The 14,476-nt window shown below is 41.4% G+C and carries 12 protein-coding genes; 2 read left to right on the top strand and 10 right to left on the bottom strand.

Annotation, left to right across the window (positions count from 1 at the left end):
* Positions 1 to 14: 14 nt before the first annotated feature.
* The 10 genes from H7U17_RS02410 to H7U17_RS02365 all read right to left on the bottom strand — a co-directional run bounded on the left by H7U17_RS02410 (position 15) and on the right by H7U17_RS02365 (position 11,521).
* The gene (locus tag H7U17_RS02410) at positions 15 to 1,184 is read right to left on the bottom strand and encodes an FtsW/RodA/SpoVE family cell cycle protein (protein WP_186754404.1); all 1,170 of its coding nucleotides are present in this window, start codon (positions 1,182 to 1,184) and stop codon (positions 15 to 17) included.
* Between the two features lie 4 nt (positions 1,185 to 1,188).
* Positions 1,189 to 2,529, bottom strand: coding sequence for a UDP-N-acetylmuramoyl-L-alanine--D-glutamate ligase (gene murD / locus H7U17_RS02405; RefSeq protein WP_186754402.1), 1,341 nt, complete (start codon positions 2,527 to 2,529; stop codon positions 1,189 to 1,191).
* Positions 2,530 to 2,532: 3 nt separating this feature from the next.
* The gene (gene mraY / locus H7U17_RS02400; protein WP_186754400.1) at positions 2,533 to 3,744 is read right to left on the bottom strand and encodes a phospho-N-acetylmuramoyl-pentapeptide-transferase; all 1,212 of its coding nucleotides are present in this window, start codon (positions 3,742 to 3,744) and stop codon (positions 2,533 to 2,535) included.
* 4 nt (positions 3,745 to 3,748) lie between these two features.
* Entirely contained in the window at positions 3,749 to 5,215 is a 1,467-nt protein-coding gene (locus H7U17_RS02395; protein ID WP_186754398.1) for a UDP-N-acetylmuramoyl-L-alanyl-D-glutamate--2,6-diaminopimelate ligase, read from the bottom strand.
* Entirely contained in the window at positions 5,215 to 7,329 is a 2,115-nt protein-coding gene (locus H7U17_RS02390) for a penicillin-binding protein (protein WP_186754396.1), read from the bottom strand. Before H7U17_RS02390 ends, H7U17_RS02395 begins: the two co-directional genes overlap by 1 nt.
* Positions 7,326 to 7,724, bottom strand: a complete 399-nt coding sequence (locus H7U17_RS02385; protein WP_186754394.1) for an FtsL-like putative cell division protein — start codon at positions 7,722 to 7,724, stop codon at positions 7,326 to 7,328. The genes H7U17_RS02390 and H7U17_RS02385 overlap by 4 nt, the downstream gene beginning before the upstream one ends.
* A 2-nt stretch (positions 7,725 to 7,726) precedes the next feature.
* Positions 7,727 to 8,635 carry a 16S rRNA (cytosine(1402)-N(4))-methyltransferase RsmH gene (gene rsmH, locus H7U17_RS02380; protein WP_186754387.1) on the bottom strand — a complete coding sequence of 303 codons (909 nt, stop codon included), beginning with the start codon at positions 8,633 to 8,635 and terminating at the stop codon, positions 7,727 to 7,729.
* Positions 8,632 to 9,084 carry a division/cell wall cluster transcriptional repressor MraZ gene (gene mraZ / locus H7U17_RS02375; RefSeq protein WP_186754385.1) on the bottom strand — a complete coding sequence of 151 codons (453 nt, stop codon included), beginning with the start codon at positions 9,082 to 9,084 and terminating at the stop codon, positions 8,632 to 8,634. Before mraZ ends, rsmH begins: the two co-directional genes overlap by 4 nt.
* 436 nt (positions 9,085 to 9,520) lie before the next feature.
* Positions 9,521 to 10,495, bottom strand: a complete 975-nt coding sequence (locus tag H7U17_RS02370) for a polyprenyl synthetase family protein (protein WP_186754383.1) — start codon at positions 10,493 to 10,495, stop codon at positions 9,521 to 9,523.
* Positions 10,496 to 10,600: 105 nt separating this feature from the next.
* A complete protein-coding gene (locus H7U17_RS02365) occupies positions 10,601 to 11,521 on the bottom strand; it encodes a lipid A deacylase LpxR family protein (RefSeq protein WP_186754381.1) in 921 nt (306 codons plus the stop codon).
* Positions 11,522 to 11,682: 161 nt separating this feature from the next.
* Between H7U17_RS02365 and H7U17_RS02360 the strand changes: the two genes are divergently transcribed.
* Entirely contained in the window at positions 11,683 to 13,383 is a 1,701-nt protein-coding gene (locus H7U17_RS02360; protein WP_186754379.1) for a 1-acyl-sn-glycerol-3-phosphate acyltransferase, read from the top strand.
* On the top strand, positions 13,358 to 14,422 hold the full coding sequence (locus tag H7U17_RS02355; RefSeq protein ID WP_186754377.1) for an NAD(P)H-dependent glycerol-3-phosphate dehydrogenase: 1,065 nt from the start codon (positions 13,358 to 13,360) through the stop codon (positions 14,420 to 14,422). Before H7U17_RS02360 ends, H7U17_RS02355 begins: the two co-directional genes overlap by 26 nt.
* The last annotated feature ends 54 nt before the right edge of the window (positions 14,423 to 14,476 follow it).

Here is a 14,476-nt window from a genome sequence, read left to right as displayed (position 1 = left end):
ATAGACTATTATATTTATTGTGCCATTTGCATGGCGTTTTTTCTAATTGTATTGGCATCACCGGCAAAACCATCTTCCTGATCTCCACGGCTAACACTTAAAATAATTCCCAGGGATATCCCTGTGAACAATAAAGAGGTCCCCCCCATACTGAGCAATGGCAATGGCTGACCGGTAATAGGCCCCAAGCCTACTGCAACTGCCATATTTACCATGGCCTGTATCACCAGGGCAAAACTCAGACCTGCAGAAAGCAAGCCCCCAAATGGCCGATTCGAAACAGCTACGACCCGCATCCCCCTGTAGAGCAATGCCAGGTATAGGAACAAGACTACCCCGCCCCCGATCATGCCATATTCTTCAATGATAATGGCGTAGATAAAATCAGAGTATGGGTGTGGCAAAGAGTTTCTCTGCTCACTATTCCCTGGACCCTTGCCGGCAATACCACCAGTGGCAATGGCCATATATGACTGCTGTGCCTGATAAGGAATTTCCTCTTCAGACATAAAGTTTTCTATCCTTGAAAAGAAAGTTCCTCCGCGCTGTCCCAAGAAAATGGCAGAGGTCAACGCAAGGAAGCCAATAAGGCAAACCGCTATCAGGAACTTCACCGGAACCCTACCGATAAACATCAGAAGCAAACAGGTACAAAGCAACATCACTGCCGTGGACATATTCGCCAATCCAATCAGCATGCAGATCATTCCTATCCAGATCATCACAGGAATAAATGTTCGCTTGAAGTCCTGAATATTCTTTTGACGCTTGGCCAACATCCCTGCCACCGCTGCTATCAAGGCCAATTTAGCCAAATCAGAGGGCTGGAATGCTTGATTGATCAAGGGAATGGTCAACCATCTGTTGGCATCATTCACATTGGATCCAAATAAATAGGTTATAGCCAAAAGAGGTACTGACACCCACAATGCCATCAAACTCAACTTTGAATAGTACTTATAAGGCAACTTGTGCGCTCCCCACATCACCACCAAACTCAAAAGCACCAAAAAGGAATGCTTGATCAAATAAGCCTCCGTATTACCGCCCATTCTACGATAAGCCAAAGTCCCAGTAGCAGAATAAACCACCAGGATACTGACGATGGAAAGCACCATCACAATCCCCCAAATAATGGGATCACCCTTTAAGTTCTTGTCGATCCAAGTTTTGACCGCTACCATACTTTTATTGCTTCAACTTTTTTACTGCTTCTCTAAATTGATCACCTCGATCTTCATAGTTTTTGAACAAGTCAAAACTTGCACAGGCCGGTGACAACAAAACCACATCCCCGGACTTTCCCTTCTCATATCCCCATCTCACCGCTTCTGTGATATCCTGAGTTTCCAGAATCTCTGGAATCACTCCTGTAAAAGCCTTTTTCAGCTTTTCATTATCTTTTCCCAAACAGATCAAGATCTTCACATGTCCTTTCACTTCAGACATTGTCGTTTCATACTCATTGCCCTTGTCCACTCCTCCTGCAATCCAAATCAATGGCTCCTTGAAAGCTGCCAAGGCATAAATGGTAGCATCCACATTGGTCCCCTTGCTATCATTCACGAATACCACTCCATCTATCACAGCCACCTGCTCCATCCTGTGAGGGGCATTCTTGAAATCAGCCAGGCCTTCCCTGATAGCTGCTTCCTTTGCTCCTGCCAATAATGCTGCATTGGCCGCACACATCACATTCAACATATTATGCGTCCCCCTAAGTGACATTTCACTTTCTGGGAATGAAACCATATGTTCATCATGATTGATCTTCACCTCAGTACCATTGAAGAAACTTCCCTCCTTCACGATCTTTTCCAATGACACTTCATGCACGCTAGGCTTCACGATCAAATCCGATAAGCCTTTCCATATATTACTGTCTTCACTGAAATAAATGAAGTCATCTTCATCATCCATCTGCTTCAAAAGATTCAGTTTGGAATGAATATAATTTTCCAGCTTATAATCATACCGATCTAAATGGTCAGGCGTGATATTGGTCAGTACCGCAATCCGAGGTTTAAGTGTTTTGAATCCATCAATTTGGAAACTACTCACCTCCAGCACCCACCAATCATGATCTTCTTCCACTAATTGGGCAGCCCAGCTTCTCCCTACATTGCCCCCAATTCCAACATCAAGTCCACCTTTTTTCATCAGGTGGTAGGTCAAAAGCGTGGTGGTGGTTTTCCCATTGGTTCCAGTAATAGCAATCACCTTTCCCTTAGTAAAACCATAAGCAAACTCCAATTCATCAATCACTGGAATTCCTTTTTCCAAGGCTTCCTTTATAATGGCATTGCTATAAGGGATTCCAGGACTCTTAATGATTTCTCCCTGATCCAAAATACGCTGCACACTATTTTGCTCCTCTTCAAAAGCAATACCTGCCTCCGCCAATAATTTCTTTCTTTCAGTATTTATTTTGCCTCCGTCTGAGACAAATACATCATAGCCGTTCTTCTTGGCCAGCAATGCTGCACCAAGCCCACTTTCACCAGCACCCAGTATGGCTATTTTCTTCATTACTTATCTTAATTTTAAAGTTGCCAATGTGATAATCGCCAACAATATCCCTACAATCCAAAAACGGGTAACGATCTTGGACTCAGGAATCCCTCCTTTTTGATAATGGTGGTGCAATGGAGACATTCTAAAGACCCTTCTGCCTTCACCGTATTTCCTCTTCGTATATTTGAAATAGGCCACTTGAATAATTACCGACAAGTTTTCTATTACAAAAATCCCACATAAAACAGGGATCAAAAGCTCTTTTCTCAATACTAGGCAAAGAACAGCAATTACTCCGCCCAACATCAAACTACCCGTATCACCCATAAACACCTGAGCGGGATAAGAATTGTACCATAGGAAGCCTACACAAGCCCCCAAAAATGCTGCACAGAAAATCACCAACTCACCAGAATTGGGGATAAACATGATATTGAGGTACTGGGAGAAAATCGCATTACCACTGAGGTAAGCAAAAATCGCTATGGCCAAGCCGATAATCGCTGATGTCCCTGCCGCCAGGCCATCTATCCCATCTGTTATATTGGCCCCATTTGATACCGCGGTAACAATAAATATCACTAATAGGGTGTATAAAACAGGTGTAACTCCATCCCCAATAAACCCAAAGAAATTCTCATAATTGAGCTCATTGTTTTTCATAAATGGAATGGTGGTTTTCATCACCTTCACATCCTTATATGCGGGAGTTTCTACCACGCCTTCTTCGATGGAAACAGGGGTTTGGAACTCCCTTACCACCACATCTTCATGGTAGAAAAGAGTAATCGCAACGATAATCCCCATTCCCACTTGACCAATAATTTTGAATTTACCGGCAAGCCCTTCTTTGTTCTTCCTGAAGACTTTTATATAGTCATCCAAAAAGCCTATTCCGCCTAGCCAGACAACTGTGACCAGCAGAAGGATGATGTAAATATTGTATACATCAGCGAACAAAAGTGTAGGGATAATAATGGCAGCAATCATCATCAGTCCCCCCATGGTTGGAGTACCCTTTTTCTCTGATTGTCCGGCCAAGCCAAGATCCCTTACCGTTTCTCCAATCTGTTGTTTTCTAATCCAATTGATAATACTTTTACCAAAAGTGATCGTAATTATCAAAGACAGCATAGCAGACAATCCCGCTCGGAAGGAAATGTACCTGAACAAACCCGAACCAGGAAAATCAAAATTACTGTCGATATATTCGAAAAGATGGTAAAGCATTTATCTATTTTGTTGTATGTATTAATTGCATCAATTCTGTTATGGTCTGGAAATCATCAAAAGGATATTTTACACCTTTGATTTCCTGATAGGTCTCATGCCCCTTTCCTGCAACAAGGATAATATCCCCTTTTACAGCCATTACACAGGCAGTTTTGATGGCCTCTCTCCTGTCAGCGATTACCACTGTTTTTTTAAAGGCCACTGGGTTCACTCCTTTTTCCATTTCTCTGATAATATCCATGGGTTCCTCATCCCTGGGATTATCAGAAGTCAACACCACTTTCTCACTAAATTCTGTAGCTATTTTTGCCATCAGAGGCCTTTTGGCCCTATCCCGGTTACCGCCGCATCCCACTACAGTGATCACGTTTTCCCCTCCAGTTCTCACACCCTGTATGGTTTTCAGCACATTCTCCAATGCATCTGGCGTATGGGCATAATCCACAATTGCTGTTATGCCTGCTATTTCTATTTGGTCAAATCTTCCATGGGCCCCTTTGATTTTAGAGAGCTGGGTTAAAACTTCTTCCTCTTCCTCTCCTAATAATATCGCAGACCCCAAAACACTGCAAAGATTATAAGCATTGAATTCTCCTATCAGTCGGAACCAAGCCTGCTTACCATTAATATCCAACTCCAACCCTTGAAGGGTATTACTTAGCACCTTTGCTTTGAAATCCGTAGGATACTTCAAACCATAAGTATGTTTGCTGGCTTTGGTATTCTGAAGCATTACCATCCCCCTTTTATCGTCGGCATTGACCAAGGCAAATGCACCCCTTGGCAAATCATCAAATAACTTTTTCTTTGCTTTGATATACTCATCAAAGCTTCCATGATAATCCAAATGATCATGGGAAATATTGGTAAACACTGCCCCACTGATGTGTAGTCCGGCCATTCTTTCTTGAACAATGGCATGAGAACTTGCTTCCATAAAACAGTGAGTACATCCAGCCTCAACCATATCAGCCATCAACTTATTGATCGCCACACTATCTGGAGTAGTATGTGTCGCTGGAATGATCTTTTCATTGATCTTATTTTCCACCGTGCTAAGCATACCAGTCAAGTAGCCTAACTCAATAAATAGACGATGAAGTAAGGTGACACAGGTAGTCTTACCATTGGTTCCGGTTACTGCAAGAACTTTCAATTTACTGGAGGGATTGTCATAAAAATTGGAAGCCATCACTCCTAAGGCATTGGCAGCATGGACAACTTTTACATAAGTTGTATCGGCCTGTAATTTTTCCGGCATCTTCTCACAGACGATACTTTTCGCCCCTTTGGCTATGGCCTGATCTATGAAATCATGTCCATCAACTTGAGTCCCTGCCACTGCTACAAACACAACGCCTTCGCTCACTTTACGGCTGTCAAAGACAATATCCTTCACTGCTACTTCCATATCACCGGTAGTAGAGGTCAGCGAAACTTTATACAATATGTCCTTTAGCGTCATCATTAACCTAGTACTATTCTTATTGATCCACCTTTTGAAATATTGGAACCTGCTGGAACCGACTGTTTTTTCACCCTTCCTCTTCCAATATAATCCACACGTAATCCTTTATTCTCCAATACATACAAAGCATCCTTAAGTGTCATTCCTGAAACATCTGGCACCATTGGCGCTTCTACTTTATTGGATTTCCAATTAATGGACCTGTTTACAACAGAAGATTTCACCCACCTGTCTGCCCCGTCATAATGATTGGAAAGCCCAAACTTATTACAGATCATCTGGAGTTCATCTGCCATTCCAGCTTGTATATAAGGAAAAACCACCTGTGATAATTGCGGGGCAGCAGGGGCACTTTTTTCTTCCTCCTTGTTCAACTTTAGATCTTGGGCATATATTTTATCAGCAATCTCTTTGAATACAGGGGCTGAAACATCCCCGCCATAAGCATTAAATCCTTTTGGACTGTCAATGACAATGATCATACTGTACTTAGGATCATCAGCCGGGAAATACCCAGCAAAGGAAGTATAATATCTCCTAGTATATCTTCCATTTACTAATTTCTGTGCAGTCCCTGTCTTTCCTGCAATTTTATATTCGCTATTACTGATATTTCTGGCTGTACCTTTTTCTACTACTCCTTCCAACAAGGACTGGAGCTGTTTGATGGTAGACGATGAAGCAATGCTTCTCCTCAATACCTCCGTGTCAAATTCTTCCTCAATATGATTGCCTTTTTGGATCCTCTGCACCACCATAGGCTTAACTACCTTACCGCCATTTGCTACCGCATTATATAATGTCAATGTATGTAGTGGAGAAACTTTTAGCTCATAACCAATGGACATCCACGGAAGAGTAGTTCCATACCAATTCTTTTTATCTTTTGGATCCTTAAAATACGGCACGCCCTCCCCTTTAATTTGGAAACCCAGCGGCTTGTCCATTCCCACTTGTTCCAAATAGGAAAGAAATTTCTCTGGCTTTACACCAAAATGCTCATCTACCAATTTGGAAATACCCACATTGGAAGATTTTTCAAAAGCCTCCCTTACGGTCAACTTTCCATAACCTCCGTATTTGGCATCCCTCATGGTTTGGTTATAGAATTTATAGGAACCGTTACCTGTATCTACTGTGTCTTTAAGGTTTACTTTACCTTCTTCCAAAAGCGCCAACATGGACAACAACTTAAAAGTGGACCCTGGTTCAGTCAAACCTTGCTCGCCCACCGCATAATTATAGTACTCCCCATATCCGCTTCCACTTTCATTCTTTTCCAAATTTGCAATGGCCTTGATATGTCCTGTCTTCACTTCCATCACTAGCACACTTCCATATTCAGCATCTTTGTTCATCAACTGTCTCAGCAAAGCCGATTCAGCGACATCCTGAATATTTATATCTATTGTTGTCACAATATCATAACCATCCTCCGGACGAATATCTTCAGCATCATGGACAGGTTTCCAAGTTCCACCAGCAATCTTTTGAAACAAAGCCTCCCCATTTTTCCCTTCCAAATAACCATTAAAGCTATATTCCAATCCAGCACCATACCGGTCTTCATTCAAAAACCCCACAGTCCTTCCGGCTAAATTTTTAAATGGCCTATACCTTTTTTCTACTTTTTCAAATAATACACCACCACCCATTCTTCCTTTGCGGAAAATAGGCCAAGTAGACATATTTTGTTTGGCTTGATATCCAATTTGTCTTCTGTTAAGCACCAAATACCTTCTACCATCTATCCGTGCATCATTAATAATGCGCTTATAGGCATTGGCGGATTTGTCCTTATAGAAATTGGACAAGTTCATCGCTAAGGAATCAATACCTGCCCTGAAGTCTTTTTCACTGGCGATACCTGGATCCATGGCCACCCTATAAAATGGAAGGCTCGTCGCCAAAAGACTACCATCCGCACTGTATATATTGCCACGTGTGGCACTGACCTTTCTATACTGAAGATTAATATCTTCAGCCTTTTGGCGCCATTTATCTCCATCCACAAACTGAACATGGGCTATCCTATAAAGAATAGCCCCTGCAAAGAGTACCATTGCCAAAAAGGCAAGTCTTACTCTCAGAAGTATGGATTTTTTTATATTCATTTATCTACTATAATCTTTTTTGGAGGTTCCTCTATTTCGTAAATATTTAACACTTCAATTTTTTTGGCCACTTCAGACTGCTTGCTACTAAACATATATTCAGCTTCAAGCGTGGTGACATCAGCCCTAAGATCTTCCACTTCCTGCTGCAGCTTTTCGATTTCACGAATCGTACTTTCGGCCTTGTGATTGGACCAGATATAAATCAGTGCCAAAAAGGCCGCATACAAAAAAGGAGGCACCAACCTTACCGGGATTCCTTCTCCAAGCCAATCACTGATCTTGAACTTTTTGTCTATAAATGAAAAGAGGTTATTCCCTCCACCAGGGTTCCCCGACCTTCTAGATTCATTGGCCCCTCTTTTAATTTTTTTCTTGAAAGAATTTCCCTCCATGACTACAATTTTTTTGCAATCCTCAACTTAGCACTTCGCGCACGGTTGTTGACAGCGACTTCTTCAGGACTTGCCTGAATAGCCTTTCTGCTCACCGGCTCCAAGGGTCTAATAAGGTTGCCATAGAAATCCTTTTCTACCTCTCCCTGTAGTTTTCCCTTGTTGATAAAATTCTTCACCATACGGTCCTCAAGGGAATGGTAGCTCATAACAACCAATCTCCCCCCCGGCTTCAAAACCTCCACCGTCTGATACAACATATCTTCCAAAGCTCCCATCTCATCGTTTACCTCTATCCGCAATGCCTGGAACACCTGTGCAAAATATTTAAACTCCCTGTTTCGAGGAGCTAACTTTTGCAATAGCTGCTTAAACTGCTCTATGGTTTCAAAAGGCTGATTAGCCCTTTCTGAAACCACCGCCTGGGCAAGCGACTTTGCATTTTTCACTTCCCCATATATACCGAAAACCTTATGAAGCTTTTCCTCCTCATAAGTATTTAATACATCCTTGGCAGTAACACTACCAAGTTGATTCATTCTCATATCCAAGTCCCCATCAAAACGGGTTGAGAACCCTCTGCTAGGCTCATCAATTTGGTGGGAGGAAATCCCAAGATCCGCCAAAATACCATCCACTTGGCTTACCCCATACAACCTGAGGTAACGCTTTAGGTCCCTGAAATTAGCCTGCACAAAAGTGAAGTTGGGATGCTCCAAAGCATTTCTAGCCGCATCATCATCCTGATCAAAGCCATACAGGTGCCCTTCAGGCCCCAAGTGCTTAAGTATTTCTTTTGAATGTCCTCCACCACCAAAGGTCAAATCAATATATACGCCATCAGGACGTATAGCCAAGCCCTCAATGCACTGTAGGAGCATTACGGGAATATGGTATTCGCTCTCACTCATTTGTTTGTATTGGACAAATATTTCTTAGCTTCACTTGCAAAAACTTCAGGATCTTGGATAAGATAATCTTCATATCTCTCCGGATCCCAAATCTCAATGGTCTTACCCATACCAACGACTACCACTTCTTTGGTGATATCAGCAAACCTCAACAAAGGTTTAGGAATTAAAAAGCGACCAGTAGAATCCAACTCCACTTCTGTGTTGCCACGGTAAAAATTCCTTTTGAACCTCCTTTTATCTACATCAAAATCATCCAAAGCAGACACCTGACTGTCCAACTTGCGATACTCATTCATAGGATATAACACCAAACATGGATCAAAACCCCTGCGCATAACAAGCTCATTACCATAAGTCTCCGGTAATGCCGCCTTTAGTTTGGCAGGCAAAACCAGACGGCCTTTGGCGTCAAGCTTGCAATAATATTCGCTAGAGAAGTTTGCCATGTTGTTCCGATCGAGTCTCGTTCAAATACAAAAGTAATAAAAGCAATCACACAATCCACCACCTTTCCCCACTTTTTCCCACTTCTTTATAAATGTATCCAAAAGTTTGATTTTTCCCAATAAATGAATAAAAAATATCAAAGCTATCAACTGGTTTTCACCAAGTTATGCAGCAACCAAGACAACAACAAAACAGTATCCACAGTCTTAAAAAGCCGATTTAAGGCTTATTTAGGGTGGATTTTAGTACAATTTTACAGGGAATTACATGATTTCCCAAAAAGTGGGGGGAAATCCCATGATTTTTTCAAAAACAAAAAATTTCACTTTTTAAAACTTAAAAAACAATGAAAAACGAGGCATAATAAAGAAAAACACATCTAATTAAACGTTCTTCAACTACGGCAAAACGTATTTTCAAATGCTCAAAACAAACCTATTTCTTCCTCTCTATGGTATACTTCACCAAGTTCTCCAAAGAAACCTTATAATCCGAATCTGGCAAACCAGCCAGAATACCCAAGGCCTCCCTATAAAACTTGTTCATTACTTCCTCTGCGTAATTCAGCCCTCCTGAAGTTTTTACAAAATCAATGACCTGATTCACCGCCTTTTTATCTTCATTTTTATTACGAATCAGATAGATGATCTTCTTTTTATCTGACCAGCTGGCATTATTGAGCGCATAGATCAAAGGCAGCGTCATTTTCTTCTCTTTGATATCAATACCTACCGGTTTTCCTACCTCATCCTCACCATAATCGAACAAATCATCTTTGATCTGGAAAGCCATTCCAACTTTCTCCCCAAAATCACGCATCTTTTCAACTACTTCCTCCTCAGCTCCCGCCGTCAAGGCACCCACAGCACAACAAGAAGCTATCAGACTAGCTGTTTTCTGACGTATAATGGTATAATAAACTTCTTCCGTGATATCCAACTTCCTTGCCTTGGCAATTTGCAAAAGCTCCCCTTCACTCATTTCCCTAACCGCATTAGAAACCACTTTTAGCAATTCAAAATCCCCATTATCCACACTTAGCAATAAGCCTCTGGACAAGAGGTAATCACCTACCAAAACGGCTATCTTATTTTTCCATAAAGCATTTACAGAGAAAAAACCACGACGGTAATTGGCATCATCCACCACATCATCATGCACCAGGGTAGCAGTATGCAACAATTCAATCAGTGCAGCACCTCTATAGGTAGACTCCGAGATACCTCCTGTCACTCCAGCAGTCAAAAAAACAAACATAGGTCGCATTTGCTTCCCTTTCCTTTTGACAATATAGCTGGTGATATGATCTAAAAGTTTGACCTTGCTCTTCATAAAAGAACGGAACTTCTTTTCGAAGTCGGTCATTTCCGATGCTATAGGTGCTTGTATTTGTTGGAGGTCTGGTTTCATTACGTCTTTGGTGATGCAATAATACAATCAAATATGCCATTGACAAAATGGAGGACACGTTTATTCACTACAACAAATTGGTTTTTATAACCTATGGGAAGAAATCTAAAAGAGGTAGGAAAACCTCAAACTCCCTAAATACTGTCCACTTGCAGTCTGAGTTTCCCGAGTACGGTAAAAAAACCTATAGGAAAACCCAAATCTAGGATAGCCTAAAACAAGCTCTGCAAAAAATTCATTGACTAAACGCTTAGGGTCCATGGTTACCAGATTCCACTTAGACACATGATCAGTACCCTGCAAAGTTGCATTCCAATATACCCTTTTAAACAATGTCCCCATATGCAGATAAAACTCTTTATCACCTTTGGCTCCTAATCGAGATCCAGAAATATAACTTTGCTCACCCGGCAAAAACTTCCCCAGCCTAATGGATGGCCCCAACTGCAAGCTCCTGTCATAATTTCCCAAAGCCGCTGATCCGTTTAGCCAAAAATCAAAACGCTTTGTAGCTATCAAATTATAGGCAGATTTGACTTTTAGATTAATTAACCCTCCACTCTGAATTTGATAACGCCAACCTTTAGGCTCAGGAAAACCAAAAATTTGATGATACCAAACCTGAACATCCTCAGCCTTTGAGCCTGGACCTATCTTCCCCAGCATCAACTCCCCTTCAAACCAAGCTTTTTTCACAAAATATTGAAAACTTCCTGCTCCATATAAAACACCTGCATAGGGCCGATCATAATATTTCAACTCTGTCCTGGTATACTTCTGTGGTGTAAAGATTTGTTGGGACAAATTAAATTTGAGTCTTGACCGCTCATTTAAAAGATAATTATAACCAACGAAAAGCCCATTGGTGTAATAACGGTCAAAGCGAGAAAAAGCAAACGCATCATTATCAAACTGCAGAAACACCTCATGCTTGTTAATCACATCAGCTGCTTTCTGCGCATTAACTATTGGCACAGAAAAGAACAAAAACGATAAAATTACAAGGGCTAACTTGGGCGTAATCAAGGGACAAGTTTTGCATTAGGTAAAAGATTATCCAAAATATTAAAAAATCTTCATTAAGGCATGCTGAAATCCCTTTTTTGTTTTCATTAGCTTATTAGTTCTCCTTACTATCAAAGCTTCAATTTTTGTTTATCTTTGAAAAATCAACAAAATTATTTCCATTGACTGACGATTATATCAAACACAAATACGACCCGATTCTTCCTCAAAAAGATGAGTGGCCAGTGGTGAAGCTATCCAAAAGCCGAAAAGAATTCGTGCAGAGAATCGCTTCTCACAGTAAAGATAGCGTCATCAATATTACGGGCAACAATATAGAACTCCTCAAAGAGGAACTAGAGACCACACTATACAGGGAAAAACTACGCATCAAACAAAATCCTTGGCTGGTTGACCCAGATGATGAAGATGATTTTTGGGCCAATGTAAAATCTGCTTTAGTGCAGCTTTCTTCGGAGACCAATGGCTCCGAGGAATCAAAAAAGAAAGGTTATCATGAAATTCTGGACAATATCACTTCCCGATATGCAGAGGAAATCGCCAGTAATTTCAAACACAGCCATTATAAAGCAACCAGAAAAATAGTCACCTTCGGCTTTTCCCGATTATTGAATGCAGGTAGGGTGAAAGGATTGATGTCCATATTCAGCAAGCAATATAGCCTGGAGGACAAAATCCAGATTATAGGAGAAACTGAACAAATCAGAAATTTAGCATCAAAGGGGACGGTAGTCATGGTTCCCACCCATTTCAGCAACCTTGACAGTATTCTCATTGGCTGGACCATCAGTACATTGGGCATGCCTCCTTTTATATATGGCGCAGGACTAAACCTCTTTAACATCCAGATCTTTGCCTACTTTATGGATGCCTTGGGTGCTTATAAGGTGGACCGCAGAAAGAAAAACCTGATCTACCTAGAAACCTTGAAGACCTACTCCAGCGAGGCAATCCAGTTTGGATGTCATAGCTTATTCTTCCCTGGTGGTACTCGCTCTAGAAGTGGGAAAATAGAATCCAAACTTAAGCTAGGTCTTCTAAGTACTGCCATAGGCGCTCAAAGAGCCAACTATGAAAAAGGCCTAAATGATATTGGTGGCAAGGTATTTATTGTTCCCGTAACCATCAATTACCATTTTGTCTTGGAGGCTCCTAGTCTGATCAAAGAACACCTTAGTCTTACTGGTCAGGAACGATATTATAAGGAAACTGACGAATTTTCCACCTCTTATAAAATCTCCAAATTCTTAGTAAAGTTCTTTACCAAGGGTTCAGATATTTCTGTTTCTATTGGTAAAGCCATGGACATTCTAGGCAATTATGTAGACAAGGAAGGAAACAGCCTGGACAAGGATGACAGAATCATAGATTGCAGGGATTACTTTATTTCCAATGGAAAAGTTACTGAGGACCCGCAACGCGAAGAGGTATACACCCAAAAATTAGGAGAAAGGATTGTTGAGGAATACCATAAGATCAACAGGATCTTCAGTAGTCATTTAGTAGCCTTTACGGCTTTTGAGATGATCAAGAAAAACAATAATAAAATGGATCTTTTTAGCTTGTTGAGACTCCCTGAAGAAGATCTAATTTTAGAATACAGTGATTTTAGGTCTGAATGCCAAAGAGTGCTTAACCGGATCATGGAGATAAGAAGTGAGGGACTGGTCCATGTGGCTCCCCACCTCAAACAAGGTCTGGATGATATCATTAATCATGGCCTCTCCAATGTAGGTATGTACCATGCAAAACGTCCCTTGATCAAAACCCAAGAAGGGCAAATCACTACCCAAGATATGAGCCTATTATATTTTTATCACAACAGACTCGATGGTTATGACCTTGAAAAACTCTTCAAATAATTCTGACAAGCCCGTTGGAGTCATTGGAATAGGCAGTTTCGGCACTGCCATTGCGAATATACTGGCTGCCAAAAGCAAGGTAATCGTCTATGCCCGAAAGCAGGAAATCGTTGATGAAATCAACCAAAAACATACCGTTGAAGGAAGAACCCTTCATGAAAACATCAGCGCCACCACTGATCCAGAATTGATTTGTGATTCATGTGAGGTAATGTTTCCTGTGGTTTCCTCTTCTGGTTTTCGGGAGGTCATGCAAAAGTTTGCTCCCTTTCTACACCCCTATCACATCCTGATCCATGGCACAAAAGGACTAGCATTAAACTTACCTGACGGGAAAAGCTTGGAAGATGTCAACCGAATCAAAAGGGAAAACATCTGCACCATGAGTGAGGTCATTTTAAATGAAACGGTGGTCGTAAGGGTAGGATGCTTGGCAGGGCCCAATTTGGCAAAAGAACTTTCGAAAGGTCAACCTGCTGCCACCGTGGTTGCCAGCCGCTTCAATGAGGTTATCCTTGAAGGGCAACGGCTTTTGCGTTCCGATAAATTTCAGGTTTATGGAAATCAGGACATCATTGGGGTAGAGTTGAGTGGAGTACTAAAAAACACCATAGCTATTGCTTCTGGGGCATTGGCAGGACTTGGATTGGGGGAAAATGCCAGAGGCCTATTGATCTCTAGGGGAATGGTAGAATTAATCCACCTAGGCAATGCTTTAGGCGGGCAAACACAATCTTTTATAGGTTTGGCAGGAATTGGCGATTTAGTGGCCACCTGCAGCTCCACACTTTCTCGGAATTATACCGTTGGCTACCGACTTGCCCAAGGTGAAAGCTTGGAAGAAATTAACAATAGTATGGAGGAAGTGGCAGAAGGCATCAATACCGTCAAACTGATGAAAACCTTTTTGGAGGGATCTGGCATGAGAGCCCCTATCACTGAAAACCTATATAAAGTGCTTTTTGAAGGCTTTAAAGTAGAGGACGCCCTGCATTATCTGATGAAATACCCATTCAATGTAGACATTGACTTTCTATAAAACACTTAGTTCAGTTCCATCATAGTTTGGGACTGGGCTTTTTAATACCCAAAA

This window comes from Echinicola salinicaeni (assembly GCF_014280965.1).
GTDB lineage: Bacteria > Bacteroidota > Bacteroidia > Cytophagales > Cyclobacteriaceae > Echinicola > Echinicola salinicaeni.
This window is presented reverse-complemented; position numbering and strand designations above follow the sequence as displayed.

Coding starts and splice junctions, on each gene's coding strand:
- H7U17_RS02410 (WP_186754404.1), bottom strand. CDS start 1,184: ATGGTAGCGGTCAAAACTTGGATCGACAAGAACTTAAAGGGTGATCCC.
- murD (WP_186754402.1), bottom strand. CDS start 2,529: ATGAAGAAAATAGCCATACTGGGTGCTGGTGAAAGTGGGCTTGGTGCA.
- mraY (WP_186754400.1), bottom strand. CDS start 3,744: ATGCTTTACCATCTTTTCGAATATATCGACAGTAATTTTGATTTTCCT.
- H7U17_RS02395 (WP_186754398.1), bottom strand. CDS start 5,215: ATGATGACGCTAAAGGACATATTGTATAAAGTTTCGCTGACCTCTACT.
- H7U17_RS02390 (WP_186754396.1), bottom strand. CDS start 7,329: ATGAATATAAAAAAATCCATACTTCTGAGAGTAAGACTTGCCTTTTTG.
- H7U17_RS02385 (WP_186754394.1), bottom strand. CDS start 7,724: ATGGAGGGAAATTCTTTCAAGAAAAAAATTAAAAGAGGGGCCAATGAA.
- rsmH (WP_186754387.1), bottom strand. CDS start 8,635: ATGAGTGAGAGCGAATACCATATTCCCGTAATGCTCCTACAGTGCATT.
- mraZ (WP_186754385.1), bottom strand. CDS start 9,084: ATGGCAAACTTCTCTAGCGAATATTATTGCAAGCTTGACGCCAAAGGC.
- H7U17_RS02370 (WP_186754383.1), bottom strand. CDS start 10,495: ATGAAACCAGACCTCCAACAAATACAAGCACCTATAGCATCGGAAATG.
- H7U17_RS02355 (WP_186754377.1), top strand. CDS start 13,358: ATGACCTTGAAAAACTCTTCAAATAATTCTGACAAGCCCGTTGGAGTC.